Source organism: Mesorhizobium sp. B2-5-7 (assembly GCF_006440875.1).
GTDB lineage: Bacteria > Pseudomonadota > Alphaproteobacteria > Rhizobiales > Rhizobiaceae > Mesorhizobium > Mesorhizobium australicum.
The window spans coordinates 587913-602137 of sequence record NZ_VFUO01000002.1 but is presented as its reverse complement, the minus strand read 5'-3'; the positions used below and the strand labels follow the sequence as shown (position 1 = coordinate 602137).

14 protein-coding genes and 1 riboswitch are annotated in these 14225 nt (G+C 63.8%); of the genes, 7 read left to right on the top strand and 7 right to left on the bottom strand.

Annotation, left to right across the window (positions count from 1 at the left end; all coding sequences use genetic code 11):
* Nucleotides 1–8: 8 nt before the first annotated feature.
* Together FJ543_RS10385 and FJ543_RS10380 are read right to left on the bottom strand one after the other, a co-directional pair.
* Nucleotides 9–479, bottom strand: a complete 471-nt coding sequence (locus FJ543_RS10385) for a DUF1348 family protein (protein WP_015315530.1) — start codon at nucleotides 477–479, stop codon at nucleotides 9–11.
* Between the two features lie 58 nt (nucleotides 480–537).
* Nucleotides 538–1089, bottom strand: coding sequence for a carboxymuconolactone decarboxylase family protein (locus FJ543_RS10380; protein WP_015315529.1), 552 nt, complete (start codon nucleotides 1087–1089; stop codon nucleotides 538–540).
* Between the two features lie 103 nt (nucleotides 1090–1192).
* Here FJ543_RS10380 and FJ543_RS10375 point away from each other — a divergent pair, with 103 nt between their 5' ends.
* Entirely contained in the window at nucleotides 1193–2098 is a 906-nt protein-coding gene (locus FJ543_RS10375) for a LysR family transcriptional regulator (protein WP_140823974.1), read from the top strand.
* Nucleotides 2099–2175: 77 nt separating this feature from the next.
* Nucleotides 2176–2964: a 1-acyl-sn-glycerol-3-phosphate acyltransferase gene (locus FJ543_RS10370; protein ID WP_015315527.1), complete on the top strand. Its 789-nt coding sequence runs from the start codon at nucleotides 2176–2178 to the stop codon at nucleotides 2962–2964.
* Nucleotides 2965–3030: 66 nt separating this feature from the next.
* Here FJ543_RS10370 and FJ543_RS10365 read toward each other — a convergent pair whose 3' ends face one another.
* Nucleotides 3031–3978: an aldo/keto reductase gene (locus tag FJ543_RS10365; RefSeq protein WP_140823975.1), complete on the bottom strand. Its 948-nt coding sequence runs from the start codon at nucleotides 3976–3978 to the stop codon at nucleotides 3031–3033.
* Nucleotides 3979–4105: 127 nt separating this feature from the next.
* On the bottom strand, nucleotides 4106–4627 hold the full coding sequence (locus tag FJ543_RS10360) for a gamma-glutamylcyclotransferase (protein ID WP_015315525.1): 522 nt from the start codon (nucleotides 4625–4627) through the stop codon (nucleotides 4106–4108).
* A 135-nt stretch (nucleotides 4628–4762) separates the two neighbouring features.
* Here FJ543_RS10360 and FJ543_RS10355 point away from each other — a divergent pair, with 135 nt between their 5' ends.
* Both FJ543_RS10355 and FJ543_RS10350 read left to right on the top strand, forming a co-directional pair.
* A complete protein-coding gene (locus tag FJ543_RS10355; RefSeq protein WP_140874968.1) occupies nucleotides 4763–5761 on the top strand; it encodes a DUF2125 domain-containing protein in 999 nt (332 codons plus the stop codon).
* Nucleotides 5762–5763: 2 nt separating this feature from the next.
* Entirely contained in the window at nucleotides 5764–6696 is a 933-nt protein-coding gene (locus FJ543_RS10350) for a sugar kinase (RefSeq protein ID WP_140874966.1), read from the top strand.
* Here the strand turns inward: FJ543_RS10350 and FJ543_RS10345 are convergent.
* Both FJ543_RS10345 and hisC read right to left on the bottom strand, forming a co-directional pair.
* Nucleotides 6693–7628, bottom strand: coding sequence for a prephenate/arogenate dehydrogenase family protein (locus tag FJ543_RS10345; protein WP_181166418.1), 936 nt, complete (start codon nucleotides 7626–7628; stop codon nucleotides 6693–6695). The two genes, FJ543_RS10350 and FJ543_RS10345, sit on opposite strands and share 4 nt — an antisense overlap.
* A gap of 23 nt (nucleotides 7629–7651) precedes the next feature.
* The gene (gene hisC / locus FJ543_RS10340; RefSeq protein WP_140874964.1) at nucleotides 7652–8761 is read right to left on the bottom strand and encodes a histidinol-phosphate transaminase; all 1110 of its coding nucleotides are present in this window, start codon (nucleotides 8759–8761) and stop codon (nucleotides 7652–7654) included.
* Nucleotides 8762–8899: 138 nt separating this feature from the next.
* Nucleotides 8900–8977: riboswitch (SAM riboswitch) on the top strand.
* Nucleotides 8978–9094: 117 nt separating this feature from the next.
* On the opposite strand from hisC, the gene FJ543_RS10335 reads away from it, so the two are divergent.
* The 3 genes from FJ543_RS10335 (at nucleotide 9095) to FJ543_RS10325 (ending at nucleotide 12219) form a co-directional block, all read left to right on the top strand.
* Entirely contained in the window at nucleotides 9095–10264 is a 1170-nt protein-coding gene (locus tag FJ543_RS10335; protein ID WP_015315520.1) for a homoserine O-acetyltransferase, read from the top strand.
* Between the two features lie 121 nt (nucleotides 10265–10385).
* On the top strand, nucleotides 10386–11000 hold the full coding sequence (gene metW, locus FJ543_RS10330; protein ID WP_015315519.1) for a methionine biosynthesis protein MetW: 615 nt from the start codon (nucleotides 10386–10388) through the stop codon (nucleotides 10998–11000).
* 283 nt (nucleotides 11001–11283) lie between these two features.
* Nucleotides 11284–12219 carry a glycosyltransferase family A protein gene (locus tag FJ543_RS10325; protein ID WP_140874962.1) on the top strand — a complete coding sequence of 312 codons (936 nt, stop codon included), beginning with the start codon at nucleotides 11284–11286 and terminating at the stop codon, nucleotides 12217–12219.
* A gap of 123 nt (nucleotides 12220–12342) precedes the next feature.
* Here FJ543_RS10325 and FJ543_RS10320 read toward each other — a convergent pair whose 3' ends face one another.
* Nucleotides 12343–14166 (bottom strand): ABC transporter ATP-binding protein/permease, encoded by a 1824-nt coding sequence (locus tag FJ543_RS10320; RefSeq protein ID WP_015315517.1) that lies wholly within the window; start codon nucleotides 14164–14166, stop codon nucleotides 12343–12345.
* Nucleotides 14167–14225 lie beyond the last annotated feature (59 nt).

Sequence of the window (14225 nt, the reverse complement as noted above, 5' to 3'; positions counted from 1 at the left end):
GAATGCTTCTAAAGACCGAGCTCCGACAGCGTCGGATGGTCGTCCGGCCGCCGGCCGAGCGGCCAGTGATATTTGCGCTCGGCCTCGGCGATCGGCAGGTCGTTGATGCTGGCGATGCGCAGCCGCATCAGCCCGTGGTCGTCGAATTCCCAGTTCTCGTTACCGTAGCTGCGGAACCATGAGCCGCTGTCGTCGCGCCATTCATAGGCGAAGCGCACGGCGATGCGGTTGCCGTGGAAGGCCCAGACCTCCTTGATCAGCCGGTAGTCGAGTTCGCGGCTCCATTTGCGCGTCAGGAACGCCTGGATGGCATCGCGGCCTTGCAGGAACTCGGCGCGGTTGCGCCAACGGCTGTCCGCCGTATAGGCGAGCGCCACCCGCGCCGGATCGCGCGAGTTCCAGGCATCCTCGGCCATGCGCGCTTTCTGGGCTGACGTCTCGGCGGTGAAGGGCGGAAGCGGCGGGCGGCTCTCAGACATGGGATTTCCTCTGCGGCATGAGGTGGGGACCGGCGGGCATCGCCGCTCCTATCCGGATTCAGGCAGCATTGCGGGCGGAAACAACCGGAAAATCGATCTCGGTCTGGGCAACCTCATTGATATAGTTGGTCCAGACGTTCAGGGCGACATGCTGGACAATCTCGATGATCTCTCCGTCGTCATAGCCCGCGAGCCTGACAGCGGCGATATCCTCCTGGGCGACATGTCCGCGGCTTTGCGCAACCCGGGCGGCAAAACCCACCGCCGCGGCTGCCTTGGGATCCATGGAGCCGCCATGGCGATTGGCCATCATCTCGGCATCGTCGAGGCTTGCGAGCGTCTTGCCGAGATAGGTGTGCGCGCACAGGCAGTAGTTGCAGCCATTGATCTCGGCGATCGCCAGCGCGATGCGCTCGCGCGTCGGCGCCGGAAGCCGGCCCCTGGCCAGCGCGCCCATCATGCCGAGATAGCCTTCCAGCGCCGCCGGACTGTTGGCGACCATCCGAAACAGGTTCGGCACGACACCAAGCTGTTTTTCCACCACTTGCAGCATGGGCTGCGCGGCGGCGGGAGCGGCAGCGATGGACGAAGGCGTAGCGATGCGGGGCATAGAGATTTCCTGGTTGAGGTGTGCCCCCGTTATATGCAGCCTTCCATGTTGCGGATGTAGATGCCATATTTGCAACCAACCCTTCCATTTTCTGGAAGAAATGATGGATCGTCTCGAAGCCATGTCCCTTTTCGTCGCGGCGGCGGAGGGCGGCAGCCTTTCCGCCGCCGCGCGCCATTCGGACGTTCCGTTGGCAACAGTCAGCCGCAAGGTCTCCGAACTGGAGCGGTACCTGAAGACACGCCTGTTGAACCGCTCGACGCGGCGGCTGACACTGACCGACGCCGGCCATGCCTATCTCGCTGCCTGCCGCCGCATCCTCGACCAGGTCGGCGACGCCGAACGCACCGCCGGCGGCGAATACAGCGCCCCGACAGGGGAATTGATCATCACCGCGCCGATCGTCTTCGGCCGTCTTCACGTGCTGCCGGTCGTCACCGACTTCCTCGCCGCCTATCCCCTGGTGGATATCCGCCTGACGCTCGGCGACAGGATAAGCCAGTTGGCCGAGGATCATATCGACCTCGCCGTCCGTATCGGCAGGCTGCCGGATTCGCGCATGGTCGCCATCAGGGTCGGTTCGATCGGTCATGTTGTCTGCGCGAGCCCTGCCTATCTGGCCGGACGCGGCATTCCAGAAATTCCAGGAGATCTCGAGGCGCACAGCTGCATTACCTTCGAGGGCCTTGGCTCGCTCGCCACCTGGACCTTCACCGTGGACAAGGCTGATTTTGTCGTGCCGGTCCGATCAAGGCTCCGGGTCAACACCGCCGAGGCGGCGATTGATGCGGCGATCGCCGGTGTCGGAGTGACACGGGTGCTTTCCTACCAGATTGTCGCCGCCGCACGCTCGGGAACACTGCGCCCCGTGCTCAGGGATTTCGAACCCGAGCCTTGGCCGGTAAACCTGGTGCATGCGGGCCAGGGCCGGCTGCCGGTGAAACTGCGCGCCTTCCTCGACTTCGCCGCCCCCCGCCTGAGGGAACGCCTGGCGCAGGCGACCTGGTAGGACGGGCAGTATCGCACCGTTTCCTTTTTCTCCGCGCTTGGTGTAACCAACGCACACTTCCTCACCGGACCTCCCCCATGCTCTATGTCAGATCGCTGGCGTTCAATTTCGTCTTCTACGTCAATCTGATCGTCCAGATGATCCTCTGGACCCCGTACTATTTCCTGTCGCCCCGCCACCGCGCCTGGTTCGTGCCGAAATTCTGGTCGCGCACCTCGATGTGGCTCTATGACAAGATCGCCGGCACCAAAAACGACATCACCGGGCAGGAAAACCTGCCCGAGGGCTCCTTCATCCTGGCGCCCAAGCACCAGTCGTTCTGGGACGCCATCGCCTTCTTCCCCTTCCTCCAGGACCCGCTCTACATCCTCAAGCGCGAGCTGACCTGGATCCCCTTCTTCGGCTGGTACATCTTGAAGATGCGGATGATCCCGGTGCATCGCGGCAGCCGCTCCAAGGCCTTGAAGGCGGTGGTTGCGGCGACCAAGGAAGAAATGGCGCGCAACCCGCGCCAGCTGATCATCTATCCCGAGGGCACCCGTCGGGCGCCGGGCGACGAGCCGGCCTACAAATACGGCATCGTCGAAATCTATTCGCAGCTTGGCGTTCCGGTCGTGCCGGTCGCCCATGTCGCTGGCCTCTATTGGCCGCGCCGCAAGTTCCTGCGCTATCCCGGCACCGTCAAGGCGCGCTTCCTGCCGCCTATACCGCCTGGCCTGGGCAAGGACGAGTTCATGGCGCGGCTGATCGGTGAGACCGAAGCTGCCTGCGACCAGCTTCTCCTCGAGGCATCCCGCGCATCAAACCCGCCGGCCCTGCCGCCAACGGCGGTGAAGCGGCTTCGGGAGCTCGGCGCGAAGGCCTGAAGCGTCCTGACCACCGGCCGTCAGCCGTATACCGCCAGCACCTTGGTCAGCACCAGCGTCGCGGCCTCAGGCGCTGGCCTTGTCGAGTTCGGCCATATCGTCCGCGGACAGCTTCAGCGACGCCGCGCGGATCAGGCTGTCCATCTGCTCAGGCTTGGTCGCGCTGGCGATCGGCGCGGTGATGCCGGGCCGCGCGATAACCCAAGCAAGCGCCACTTCCGCCTGTTTGGCCGAATGCCTGGCCGACACCGCGTCCAGCGCCGCCAGGATGCGCATGCCACGCGCATTGAGGTAGTCTTTCACCCCGCCGCCGCGCTCGCTTTGGCCGAGATCGGCCTCGCTGCGGTACTTGCCGCTGAGAAAGCCCTTGGCCAGGCTGAAATAGGTGATGACGCCGATATCCTCCGCCACGCAGAGATCGCGCAGCGGGCCATCGAAGGAGGAGCGGTCATAGAGATTGTATTCCGGCTGCAGCACCTCGTAGCGCGGCAGGCCGCGCAGGCTTGCCACGTCAAGTGCCGCGCGCAACTGGCCGGCGTCGAGGTTGGAACAGCCGGCATAGCGGATCTTGCCCTTGGCGAGCAGTTTCTCATAGGCGCCGAGGGTTTCCTCATAGGGCGTGGTCGGATCCGGCCAGTGCGACAGGTAAAGGTCGATGAATTCGGTCTGCAGCCGCTTCAGCGATGCATCGACAGCCTTTTCGATATAGGCGGCCGACAGGTCCTTGTGGCCCTGCCCCATGTCCGAGCCGACCTTGGTGACCACCACGACCTTGTCGCGATTGCCACGATCCTTCATCCATTTGCCGATGATGGTTTCCGATTCACCGCCCTTGTTGCCGGGAACCCAGCGCGAATAGGCGTCGGCCGTGTCGATGGCATTGAGGCCAGCCCCGACAAAGCGATCGAGCAGATCGAAAGAAGTCTTCTCGTCGGCGGTCCAGCCGAAGACATTGCCACCCAGAACCAGCGGCGCGATGGAAAGGTCGGTGCGACCGAGACGGCGTTTCTGCAAGACGGATCTCCGTGATGATTGATTGGGACCGGACGGATGCCGCCCGCTGGCTGGGTTCGGAGCCTAACCTAGGTCTTGCCGCATCGAGGTCAAAGGCCTGGCCACCCTTTTCCGCGGAGCCAGCGCTTCACAAAGTCGCTATCCGGTGCGCCACATCCTCCAGCCAGTGGTCGCGAATCTCGAGCGCTTCCAGATGCTTCAGCGTGCTCAGCACATAATCCTCGTTGTCACCGGATCGGCCGACCGCGCCGCGCACCACGGCCGCCGCCTCCGCCGCGTCCAGCGCGCCCGCATATTGCTCATGCTTGCGGTCGACGACGTAGGCCACGGCTTCCACCGTGCCACCGCCGTCGAGGCGAACCTTGAGCGTCCGCTCGAGATAGACGCTGGTGACGAGTTCGCGCTCGCGCAGATAGGCAATGACCTCGTCGCGCAATTCGCCAGGGACGCGGTACGCAAGGCCGACGCAGGAGCCGCCATGGTCGAGGCCAAGCACCAGTCCGGGCCGCTGGCGCGTGCCGCGATGCACGAAGGAATAGACGCAGAGCGAGCGGCGATAGCCATGCAGGCGGGCGCGTCGTGTCTCGACATGAGCGAAACCCGGTCGCCAGATCAGCGAACCGTAGCCGAACACCCAAAAATCGCCCATATCACCGCGCCTGATTGCAAAAAGAATGGCAGCACCGCACCGGTAACCGGTGTTTTTTCCATCCGTCTCTGTCTACCTAGTGTTCGGAACCTGAGAATCCGTCCACACCATCCATGCGTTAATGAGAGCCAAAGCATGACGTCAAGTGACGAACGCCAACCGGGTAACCGTCGCCGCCTGTGGTGGCTTGCCGCGTTCATCCTCGTGCTGTTCGCCATTTACAGCGCCGGCTGGTTCTATCTGGCCAGCAGGGTCCGGTCCGAGGCCGAAAAGGCGGTTGCCACGCTCAACAAGAGCGGCATCGAGGCCGGCTGCGCCAATCTCCAGGTCGGTGGCTATCCACTGAGCTTCACGGTCTCCTGCGACAGTCTGGCGTATGAAGACGACGCCAAGAACATTGCCGCCTCGGCCGGCTCCTTCAACGCCGTCGCCCAGATCGTCCAGCCCTTGTCGCCTGTTGCCAATCTACGCGGTCCGCTCCGGACCTCGGTCCCCGGCATGATGCCACTCTGGATCGACTGGGACAATCTGCAGGCCAACGTCAAATTGTGGTACCCGCTGCCGCGGCGCGTAGCGCTGCAGGCCGAGGGCCTGTCCGGCCAGACCGACCCGGCCGACGACACCGATCCGGTGGAACTGTTCAGTGCCGGCAAGGCGTCAGGCCAATTGCAGCCCAACAACGGCGATCTCGACTATGTCGGCAGCTTTGGCGATCTCGAGATCGATGCCGACGCGATCGGCGGGCGGGTGTTGCCGGCGCTCGATGCCAGCGGCGACGTGACACTGAAGAACGGCGTGGCGCTGATCGGCACGCAGGTGAAAAGCCTGCGCGGCCAGCGGATCGAAATCCGCAACCTCGATCTGTCGTCCGGCACGGCGCGGGTCACCGTTTCCGGGCCGCTGTCGGTCGATGCCGAGGGTCTCGTCGACGCCGACCTGATGATCAGGATCAAGGATCCCAAGGCGGTGGCATCTATTCTTGCCGGCGCCATACCCGAGCAGAAGAATGCGATCGAGCAGGGTTTTGGCGCCCTGGCGCTGCTTGGCAGCGAACCGTCGATGCCGCTGAAAGTGGTCAAGGGCAAGGCTTCCCTCGGCTTCATTCCGCTGGGCAAGATCAAACCGGTCAATTAACGATGGAGAGGCCGGCAAAGCTGCTGAGCGTCGGCGCACTGACGCTTGACACCATTCTTCGTGTCGAATCGCTGCCCAGGCATCAGGGAAAATTCATCGCCTCGGACGGCATCCAGATCGCCTCGGGCATGGCCACGAGCGCGGCCTGCGCCGCGCATCGCCTGGGTGCCGAGGTGTCGCTATGGGCGAGCGCCGGCGACGATCCGGTCGGCGATCTGCTGATTGCCGGGATAGAGGCCGAGGGCGTCGATTGCAGCCATGTACGCCGCGTCAGCGGCGCCCGCTCGGCACTGGCCTCGATCCTGGTCGATGCGCATGGCGAGCGGATCATCGTGCCTTTCTACGACGCGCGCGCGCAGGCCGATCCCGAGGTTTTGCCGTTCACCGACATAACGGCATTCGACACCGTACTGGCCGACGTGCGCTGGCCGGGCGCCGCGGCGCTTGCCCTTAAGACGGCGCGGGCCGCCGGCCGCCCAGCCATACTCGATGCCGATACCGCGCCCCTGGCGGTGCTGGAACGATTATTGCCGCTCGCCTCGCACATCGTCGCCTCGGAGCCGGCGGTCCGCATCATATGCGGCCACGCGCTGGATCTGGAGACCGCCTGCATCGATTTGGCGTCCCGCACCGATGCGTTCGTCGCGGTCACCGGCGGCGCGGCGGGTACCTGGTGGTTCGACCGAAGCGCCGGATCATCCCGCCATGTCGAGGCACCGAGGGTCAAGGCGGTCGACACGCTGGCCGCCGGCGATGTCTTTCATGGCGCCTTTGCCGTCGGTCTGGCGGAAGCCATGGCGGTCGAGCACGCACTGCGCTTTGCCAGCGCGGCCGCCGCGCTCAAGTGCCTGCGCTTCGGCGGCCGGCTGGGCGCGCCGGATCGGGCGGAGACGCTCGCCATGATGGCAACCGCCTGGCCGGTTGAAATCACCTAGCTCTTTGCCGGATGCTCGACCGCCTGGCGGCCAAAATCGGGCGCGTCGATATCCTGGCCCGCCTCGATGATCGAGCGGCGCACGGCGCGGGTGCGGGTGAACAGGTCGAAGAGCTTGTCGCCGTCGCCCCAGCGGATGGCGCGCTGCAGGAACGCCAGGTCTTCCGAGAACCGCGCCAACATTTCCAGGATGGCATCCTTGTTGTGCAGGCACACGTCCCGCCACATGGTCGGATCGGAGGCAGCCAGACGCGTGAAATCGCGAAAACCGGAGGCGGAATATTTGATCACTTCCGTCTTGGTCACCGATTCCAGATCGTCGGCGGTGCCGACGATGTTGTAGGCGATGATGTGCGGCAGATGCGAGACGATGGCCAGCGTCATGTCGTGATGCTGCGGGTCCATCGTGTCGATGTTGGCGCCGCAGCGGCGCCAGAATTCCGACAGCCGTTCCAGCGCTTCCGGATCGGTGCCCGGCACCGGCGTGAAAATGCACCAGCGGTTGTCGAACAGGTCGGCAAACCCGGCATCCGGGCCGGATTTTTCGGTGCCCGCCAGCGGATGGCCAGGAATGAAATGGACGCCTTCAGGCACATGCGGCTGCATCTGCGCGATGACCGAGGCCTTGGTCGAGCCGACATCGGTGAGGATCGCCCCCTTTTTCAGCGCCGGCGCGATTTCCTCCGCTACAGCGCCGGATGAGCCGACCGGCACCGAGACAACGACCAGATCGGCATCACGCACCGCGTCCCCGGCATCGGTGGTGTAGGAATCGCCGAGACCCAGTTCCTCGGCTCGCTTGAGCGTTGCCGCACTGCGCGTCGAGATGGCGACATGGCGAGCCAAGCCCTCGCGTCGGATGACGCGGGCCAGAGACGAGCCGATCAGGCCGATGCCGACCAGCGCGATCTTTTCGAACATCGGTGATGCCATGGTGTTCCAGCTCTTCAGACGTTCTAGCTTTTCAGGAATGTGGTGAGCGCGGCGACAACGCCGCGATTGGCCTCTTCAGTGCCAACGGTCATGCGAAGCGCGTTGGGAAAGCCGTAACCTGAAACGCGCCGCAGAATATAGCCGCGCGCGCTCAGATAATCGTCAGCCGCCGCTGCGGAATGCTTCTGATCGTCGGGAAAATGAATGAGCAGGAAATTGCCGACGCTCGGCGTCACGCGCAGCCCAAGTCTAGTCATTTCGCCGCTCAGCCAGGTAAGCCAGGTCTCGTTATGCGCCACGCTACGCTCGACATGGGCACGGTCGCGGATCGCGGCGATGCCGGCCTCGATCGCTGTCGCATTGACGTTGAAGGGGCCGCGTACACGATTGATGGCGTCGACGATATGCAGGGGACCATACATCCAGCCGATGCGCGCGCCGCCGAGCCCGATCTTGGAGAAGGTGCGGGTCATCACCACGTTCTCGGCGCTGCCGGCCAGCTCGATGCCGGCTTCGTAATCGTTGCGGCGGACATATTCGGCGTAGGCCGCGTCGAGCACCAGCAGCACGTTTCCCGGCAGTCCGGCATGAAGGCGGCGCACCTCCTGGAACGGCACATAGGTGCCGGTCGGGTTGTTGGGATTGGCCAGGAACACGATTTTCGTGCGCGGCGTGACGGCCGCCAGCATCGCGTCGATGTCGGCGCGCTCGTCGGTCTCCTTGACCACGACCGGGGTGGCACCTGCCGACTGGATGTAGATCTTGTAGACCATGAAGGCGTGTTCGGTGAACATAGCCTCGTCGCCGGGCGCGAGATAGGTCTGCGCCAACAGGCCGAGGATCTCGTCCGACCCGTTGGAGCAGATGATGTTTTGCGCGTTGAGGCCATGCACCTCGGCGATAGCCTCGCGCAACCGCTTGGCGCTGCCGTCGGGATAGATGTCGAGTTTGCCGGCGACCTCGCGCGCGGCCTCGATCGCCTTCGGCGAAGGCCCAAGCGGATTCTCGTTCGACGACAGCTTGTAGACCTTGGCCACACCGGCGGCCGCCGAGCTTTTGCCGGGCACATAGGCCTCTATGTCCATGATGCCCGCGCGCGGAGTTGGACGTGCCTGATCCGGTGTCTGGTTCATATCTTGCAAAATCCGTCGAAAACGCCTCCATCCGGAGGCCGCTGCGGAAATACAAGCCATGGCACGCAATGTCGAGAGGTGGCAGTGGTGCCAGCCGCCGCCATTGACGGCGAGGCAGGCGGGTTCTAGAAAGACGATTGACAGTTCCGTGGTGATTTGGCCGGTCGGCTTGCAGCCACGTTAAACAATTCGCTAAAGGGCCGTTTGCGTGACGTAACCGGCTTTGCGAAGGCAATGCCGGTTTTTTGTTGTCCGCGACCGGCCGGACGGACGCATCGGCGGCGGAGATCGGCAGCGATTTCCACGAGCGCACGGTGCAGCAAGAGAGACGTGATGGCCGCTCTGCGTGCAGGAAAGACCAACAACGAGGCCGACCAACCGTCGAGCCCGGTGTTACGTTTCGGACCCGACAAGCCGCTCAAGCTCGACGCCGGCACGCTGCTGTCGCCGTTCCAGATCGCCTACCAGACCTATGGCACGCTGAACGATGCCCGCTCCAATGCCATCCTCGTCTGCCACGCGCTGACGGGCGACCAGCATGTCGCCAGCACCAATCCGGTAACCGGCAAGCCCGGTTGGTGGGAAGTGCTGATCGGACCGGGCAGGATCATCGATACCAGCCGTTTCTTCGTCATCTGCTCCAATGTCATCGGCGGCTGCCTGGGTTCCACCGGCCCGGCCTCGACCAACCCGGCCACCGGTAAACCCTATGGCCTCGACCTGCCGGTCATCACCATCCGCGACATGGTGCGCGCGCAGCAGATGCTGATCGACCATTTCGGCATCGAGAAACTGTTCTGCGTGCTCGGCGGCTCGATGGGCGGCATGCAGGTTCTGGAATGGGCGTCGAGCTATCCCGAGCGCGTGTTCTCGGCGCTGCCGATCGCCACCGGGGCGCGCCATTCGTCACAGAACATCGCCTTCCACGAAGTCGGGCGGCAGGCTGTGATGGCCGATCCGGACTGGCATGGCGGCAAATATTTCGAACACGGCAAGCGCCCGGAGAAAGGGCTGGCGGTGGCGCGCATGGCCGCCCACATCACCTATCTGTCGGAAGCCGCCCTGCACCGCAAATTCGGCCGCAATTTGCAGGACCGCGAAGCGCTGACCTTCGGCTTCGATGCCGACTTCCAGATCGAGAGCTATCTGCGCCACCAGGGCATGACCTTCGTCGACCGCTTCGATGCCAACTCCTATCTCTACATGACGCGGTCGATGGATTATTTCGACCTCGCCGCCGACCATGGCGGCCGGCTGGCCGACGCCTTCGCCGGCACGAAAACCCGCTTTTGCCTGGTGTCCTTCACATCGGACTGGCTGTTCCCGACCGAAGAGAGCCGCTCCATCGTCCACGCACTCAACGCCGCCGGCGCCTCGGTATCCTTCGTCGAGATCGAGACCGATCGCGGCCACGACGCCTTCCTGCTCGACGAGCCGGAACTGTTTGCCGCCATCAACGGCTTCATCGGCTCGGCCGCGCGCGCCAGGGGGCTCAGCGCATGACCCCGAAAAGTTGCAGACGTTTCGGATCAAGGTCATGCGCCAAACAGGACGGCGAAGCCATGACCCCGAAAAGTTGCAGACGTTTCGGACCAAGGCCATGCGCCGTCCACGAGGCGAAGCCATGAGCGTCAACGGCAGCCAACGCGTCGACCTCGAGGTCGTCGCCAACCTCATCCCGCCGCAATCGCGTGTGCTCGACGTCGGCTCGGGCGACGGCTCATTGCTCGAATTGCTGCAGGACACCAAGCAGGTCGACGGTCGCGGACTCGAGCTGTCGCAGCGTGGCGTCAACGAATGCGTGGCGCGCGGTCTCAGTGTCATCCAGGGCGACGCCGACACCGATCTCGAATTCTATCCCGACAAGGGCTTTGACTTCGTTGTCCTGTCGCAGACCCTGCAGGCCACCCGCAACCCGAAGCTGGTGCTCGACGAGCTGCTCAGGATCGGCAACCGGGCAATCGTGTCTTTCCCCAATTTCGGTCACTGGCGGGTGCGCCTGTCGCTGTTCGTCAAGGGCCGCATGCCTGTGACCAGCGACCTGCCCTATTCCTGGTACGACACGCCCAACATCCACTTCTGCACGATCCGAGACTTCGTCAATTTGTGCGAAGAGCTTGGCGCGACAGTGGAGAAGGCGACCGCGCTCGACGCCAACGGCCAGAAGATCGGCCTGTCGATGCCATGGTGGTTCTGGAATTTCTTTGGCCAACAAGCAGTGTTCCTGCTGAAGCGATAATGAAATGGGCGACGCCCGCAGGCGCGACTGCCAATCCTTGAGGGTGGCCGCGCGTCTTTCAGCGGGTGCGAAAGTGTTGCAGTTGAAGCGCCATGAGCTGGAATTCATCATGCCTGGTCGGTCGAACGACGGCACGACGGGGTGACATGGCAGGTTGTTTTTTGTAGCGTCGCACCGAATCCGATGAGGCCCATCCAGGGGGAAGTCCGATCCATTTAGCCATCCCGATGATCAAAGGACCTGGCGCGAAGGGTGTTTACGCGCTGGAGGCGGCCGACGTGATATGATCGGGAAGACCGAACAGGCTCCCCTCATCACGGTGATCACGCCCACTCACAACCGGCGCGAAACGGTGCTCCGCGCCGTCGAAAGCGTGCTTTCCCAGAGCATGCCGCGATTTGAACATATCGTCGTCGACGATGGTTCGACGGACGGGACCGAGGCGGCGCTCGCCCGCATCCATGACCCCCGGCTGATCTATGTCGGCGCGAAGTGGCGCGGCGCCAATGCCGCCAGGAATGCCGGCATCGAGCTAGCCCGGGCGCCCGTGGTGACTTTTCTTGATTCGGACGATCTCTTCCTGCCACACCGGCTCGAACGGACGCTGGCATGGTTCGACGACAATCCAGCGCTCGAAGTCCTGCTCTCCTCATATGTCTCGGTGAAGGGTGGCCGCGGCACCGCCTGCGTCAACCGCGGCGCTTTCCTGAACCCGCCAATGCTGGAGCGGGCGGTGGTTGCGCAGACGGCCTTCATAGCCGGATCGGCTATAACGGCCAGGCGCGAGGCTTTGCTGGCCATCGGCGGCTATGACAGCGACATTCCCCGGATGCAGGACCGCGAGCTTCTGCTGCGCTTCGCACAGCGCTTCGGCGCGCAATTATCGGAAGATATCGACTGGACGAAGCACAATTCGCAGAATTCGATTTCAGGCCGCAGGGACGGCTATGTCGAAGCCTACGCGATCCTGATGAGTAAGCATCCGCACATCGCTCGCTCCTACCCCCATGTCCCTCCCTTTATGATCACGCGGCAGATCATCGCCGATATTCTCCGGGGGCGAATACCACAGGCATTTGCGGGATACATGGCCAACCGCTCGTCTGACGCGCTTGGTTATTCATTGCCGGAACTGATCAACGGTTATCTCCACGGCCGCCGCTGGCGGCGCGACCTCTACGATGAAGTTCGTGGCAAGTTTGGAATTCCACCGGCCTGACCGGCGACAGCTCAGCGATCGAGCACGGCGCGTTGCAGGGCGCATTCCTTCTCGTCCGGCAGCGAGATGGAGACCGCCAGGGCCTTGGCGGCCAGGCAACGGGCCGCAACGGGGGAAAAACTGCTACTTCCTGTGGTGGAGGCTTGCCGCGGCTGGCGGCGGCTCGATGGCACCCGCCCTGACGTGGGCAGGTTTCAGCGCGGGCGCGTCGGAATCCTTAACGATCGTCAGGGAACGCGGGAAGAACTGATTGTTGTGCTGGCCGCGCCCGATGTTGATGATCGCGGCGCCGGGCAGGCGCTTCTCCAGCAGCGACAGCACGCGCCGCAGCGAGGGTCCGTCGAACGCATCCATGGCTTCGTCGATGATCACCCATTTTGGCTGTCGCAAGGCGAGCCTGGCCACGCCCAGCAATCGCTGTTCGTCATCGCCCAACTCATGGTCCCAGCGTCCGACGCGGTCGAGCGACGACGACAGCCGTCCAAGACCGACCTCGGCAAGCACCGCTGAAATGTCTGCGTCGTTCGCCGGCGCATGCCCGTTCGGGTGATTGAGGACCTCGCGCAGCGTGCCGGCCGGCAAATAGGGCACACGCGGCACGAAGATGATGGTTTCCCCCGCCGGCAGGCCGATCCGCCCGCTGCCCCACGGCCACAGCCCGGCAATGGCGCGGAAGAACAGCGTCTTGCCGGCGCCCGGTTCACCGGTGATCATGACGCGCTCGCCGGCATGGATTTCGACATGCTGGTCGGCGAGCTTGGTGCATCCGTCCGGCGATGCCACCTGAAGCTTCTCGAACGTCAGGTTGCCATTGGCGTTGTCGGCGAATTCGATGCGCTTCTCCTTGTCGTGCAGCACATCGGTTTCATCGAGCGCGATGCGGAAGTCGGCGACACGCATCAGCGTGGCGCGCCAGTCGGCAATGCTGCCGATGTTGTTGATGAACCAACGCAGGGAGGAGTGGACCTGGTTGAAGGCCCCGACCGCCATCATCAGCCCGCCAAAGCTGATATCCCCCGAGAAATAGACCGGCGAGGCGACCAGGATCGGCGCCACGACCGTGATCCAGCCATAGGTATCGGTTACCCAGGACAGATTGATCTGGGCGGTGTAGATGCGCCGCATGGCGCCCAGCACCGTGCCGAGGTCGAGTTGCAGCCGTCGCTTGGCGTCATCCTCCCCACGGTACAGCGCGATGGCATCGACATTCTCGTTGACGCGCACCATCGAGGAGCGCAGTTCCGCTTCGCGCGTATAGCGGTCGCTGTTGAGGCTGATGAGCGGCCGCCCGACCAGCCAGCTCAGCCACGAGGCGGTACCGGCATAGAGGAACGCGGCCCAAACCATGTAGCCCGGTATCGCCAGCGACCAGCCGTTGACGTGGAAGACGAAGCCCGAAGACAGTTCCCACAGCACACCGACAAAGGACACGAGCAGGATGAACGACTGCAGCAGGCCGACACCAAGATCGGTCGACAGGTCCGAGAGATGCGCGGCATCCTGTTGCATGCGCTGGTCGGGATTGACGCCGATGGCGCCGGCATTGGCCAGCCGGAAGGCGCGCGCCGGCCGCATCCATTGGTCGATCAGGTCCAGCGTCAGCGCCTCGCGCAACTTCAGCCGGATCATCTGGTTGAGCCAGGTCTGGCCGATATTGAGCACCAGCAGTCCGCCGGCGATCATGGCAAAGACCATCAGCTGATGCAGGAAGGCCGCCATGTCGCGGCGCGCGAGGGCATCGTAGAAAGGCTGGTTCCAGCGGTTGAGCAAGACCTGGCCGATCGACGTCGCGATAATGACGCCCATGATGCCGAGCGACGTCCACAGCAACCACTTGCGAACCGGCGATCCGATCAGCGCCCGCTTGATCGTCGCCACCTGATCGCGCAGGCTGCTGGCGACGGCGACCGGCTGAATGGTGGCCTGATTGTCCAATTGATCAGCCATGGCCGAGGTCCTTGCGTTCAGTAGCGAAGCTGAAACCGGATGAAGGGAGCCGACGGCGG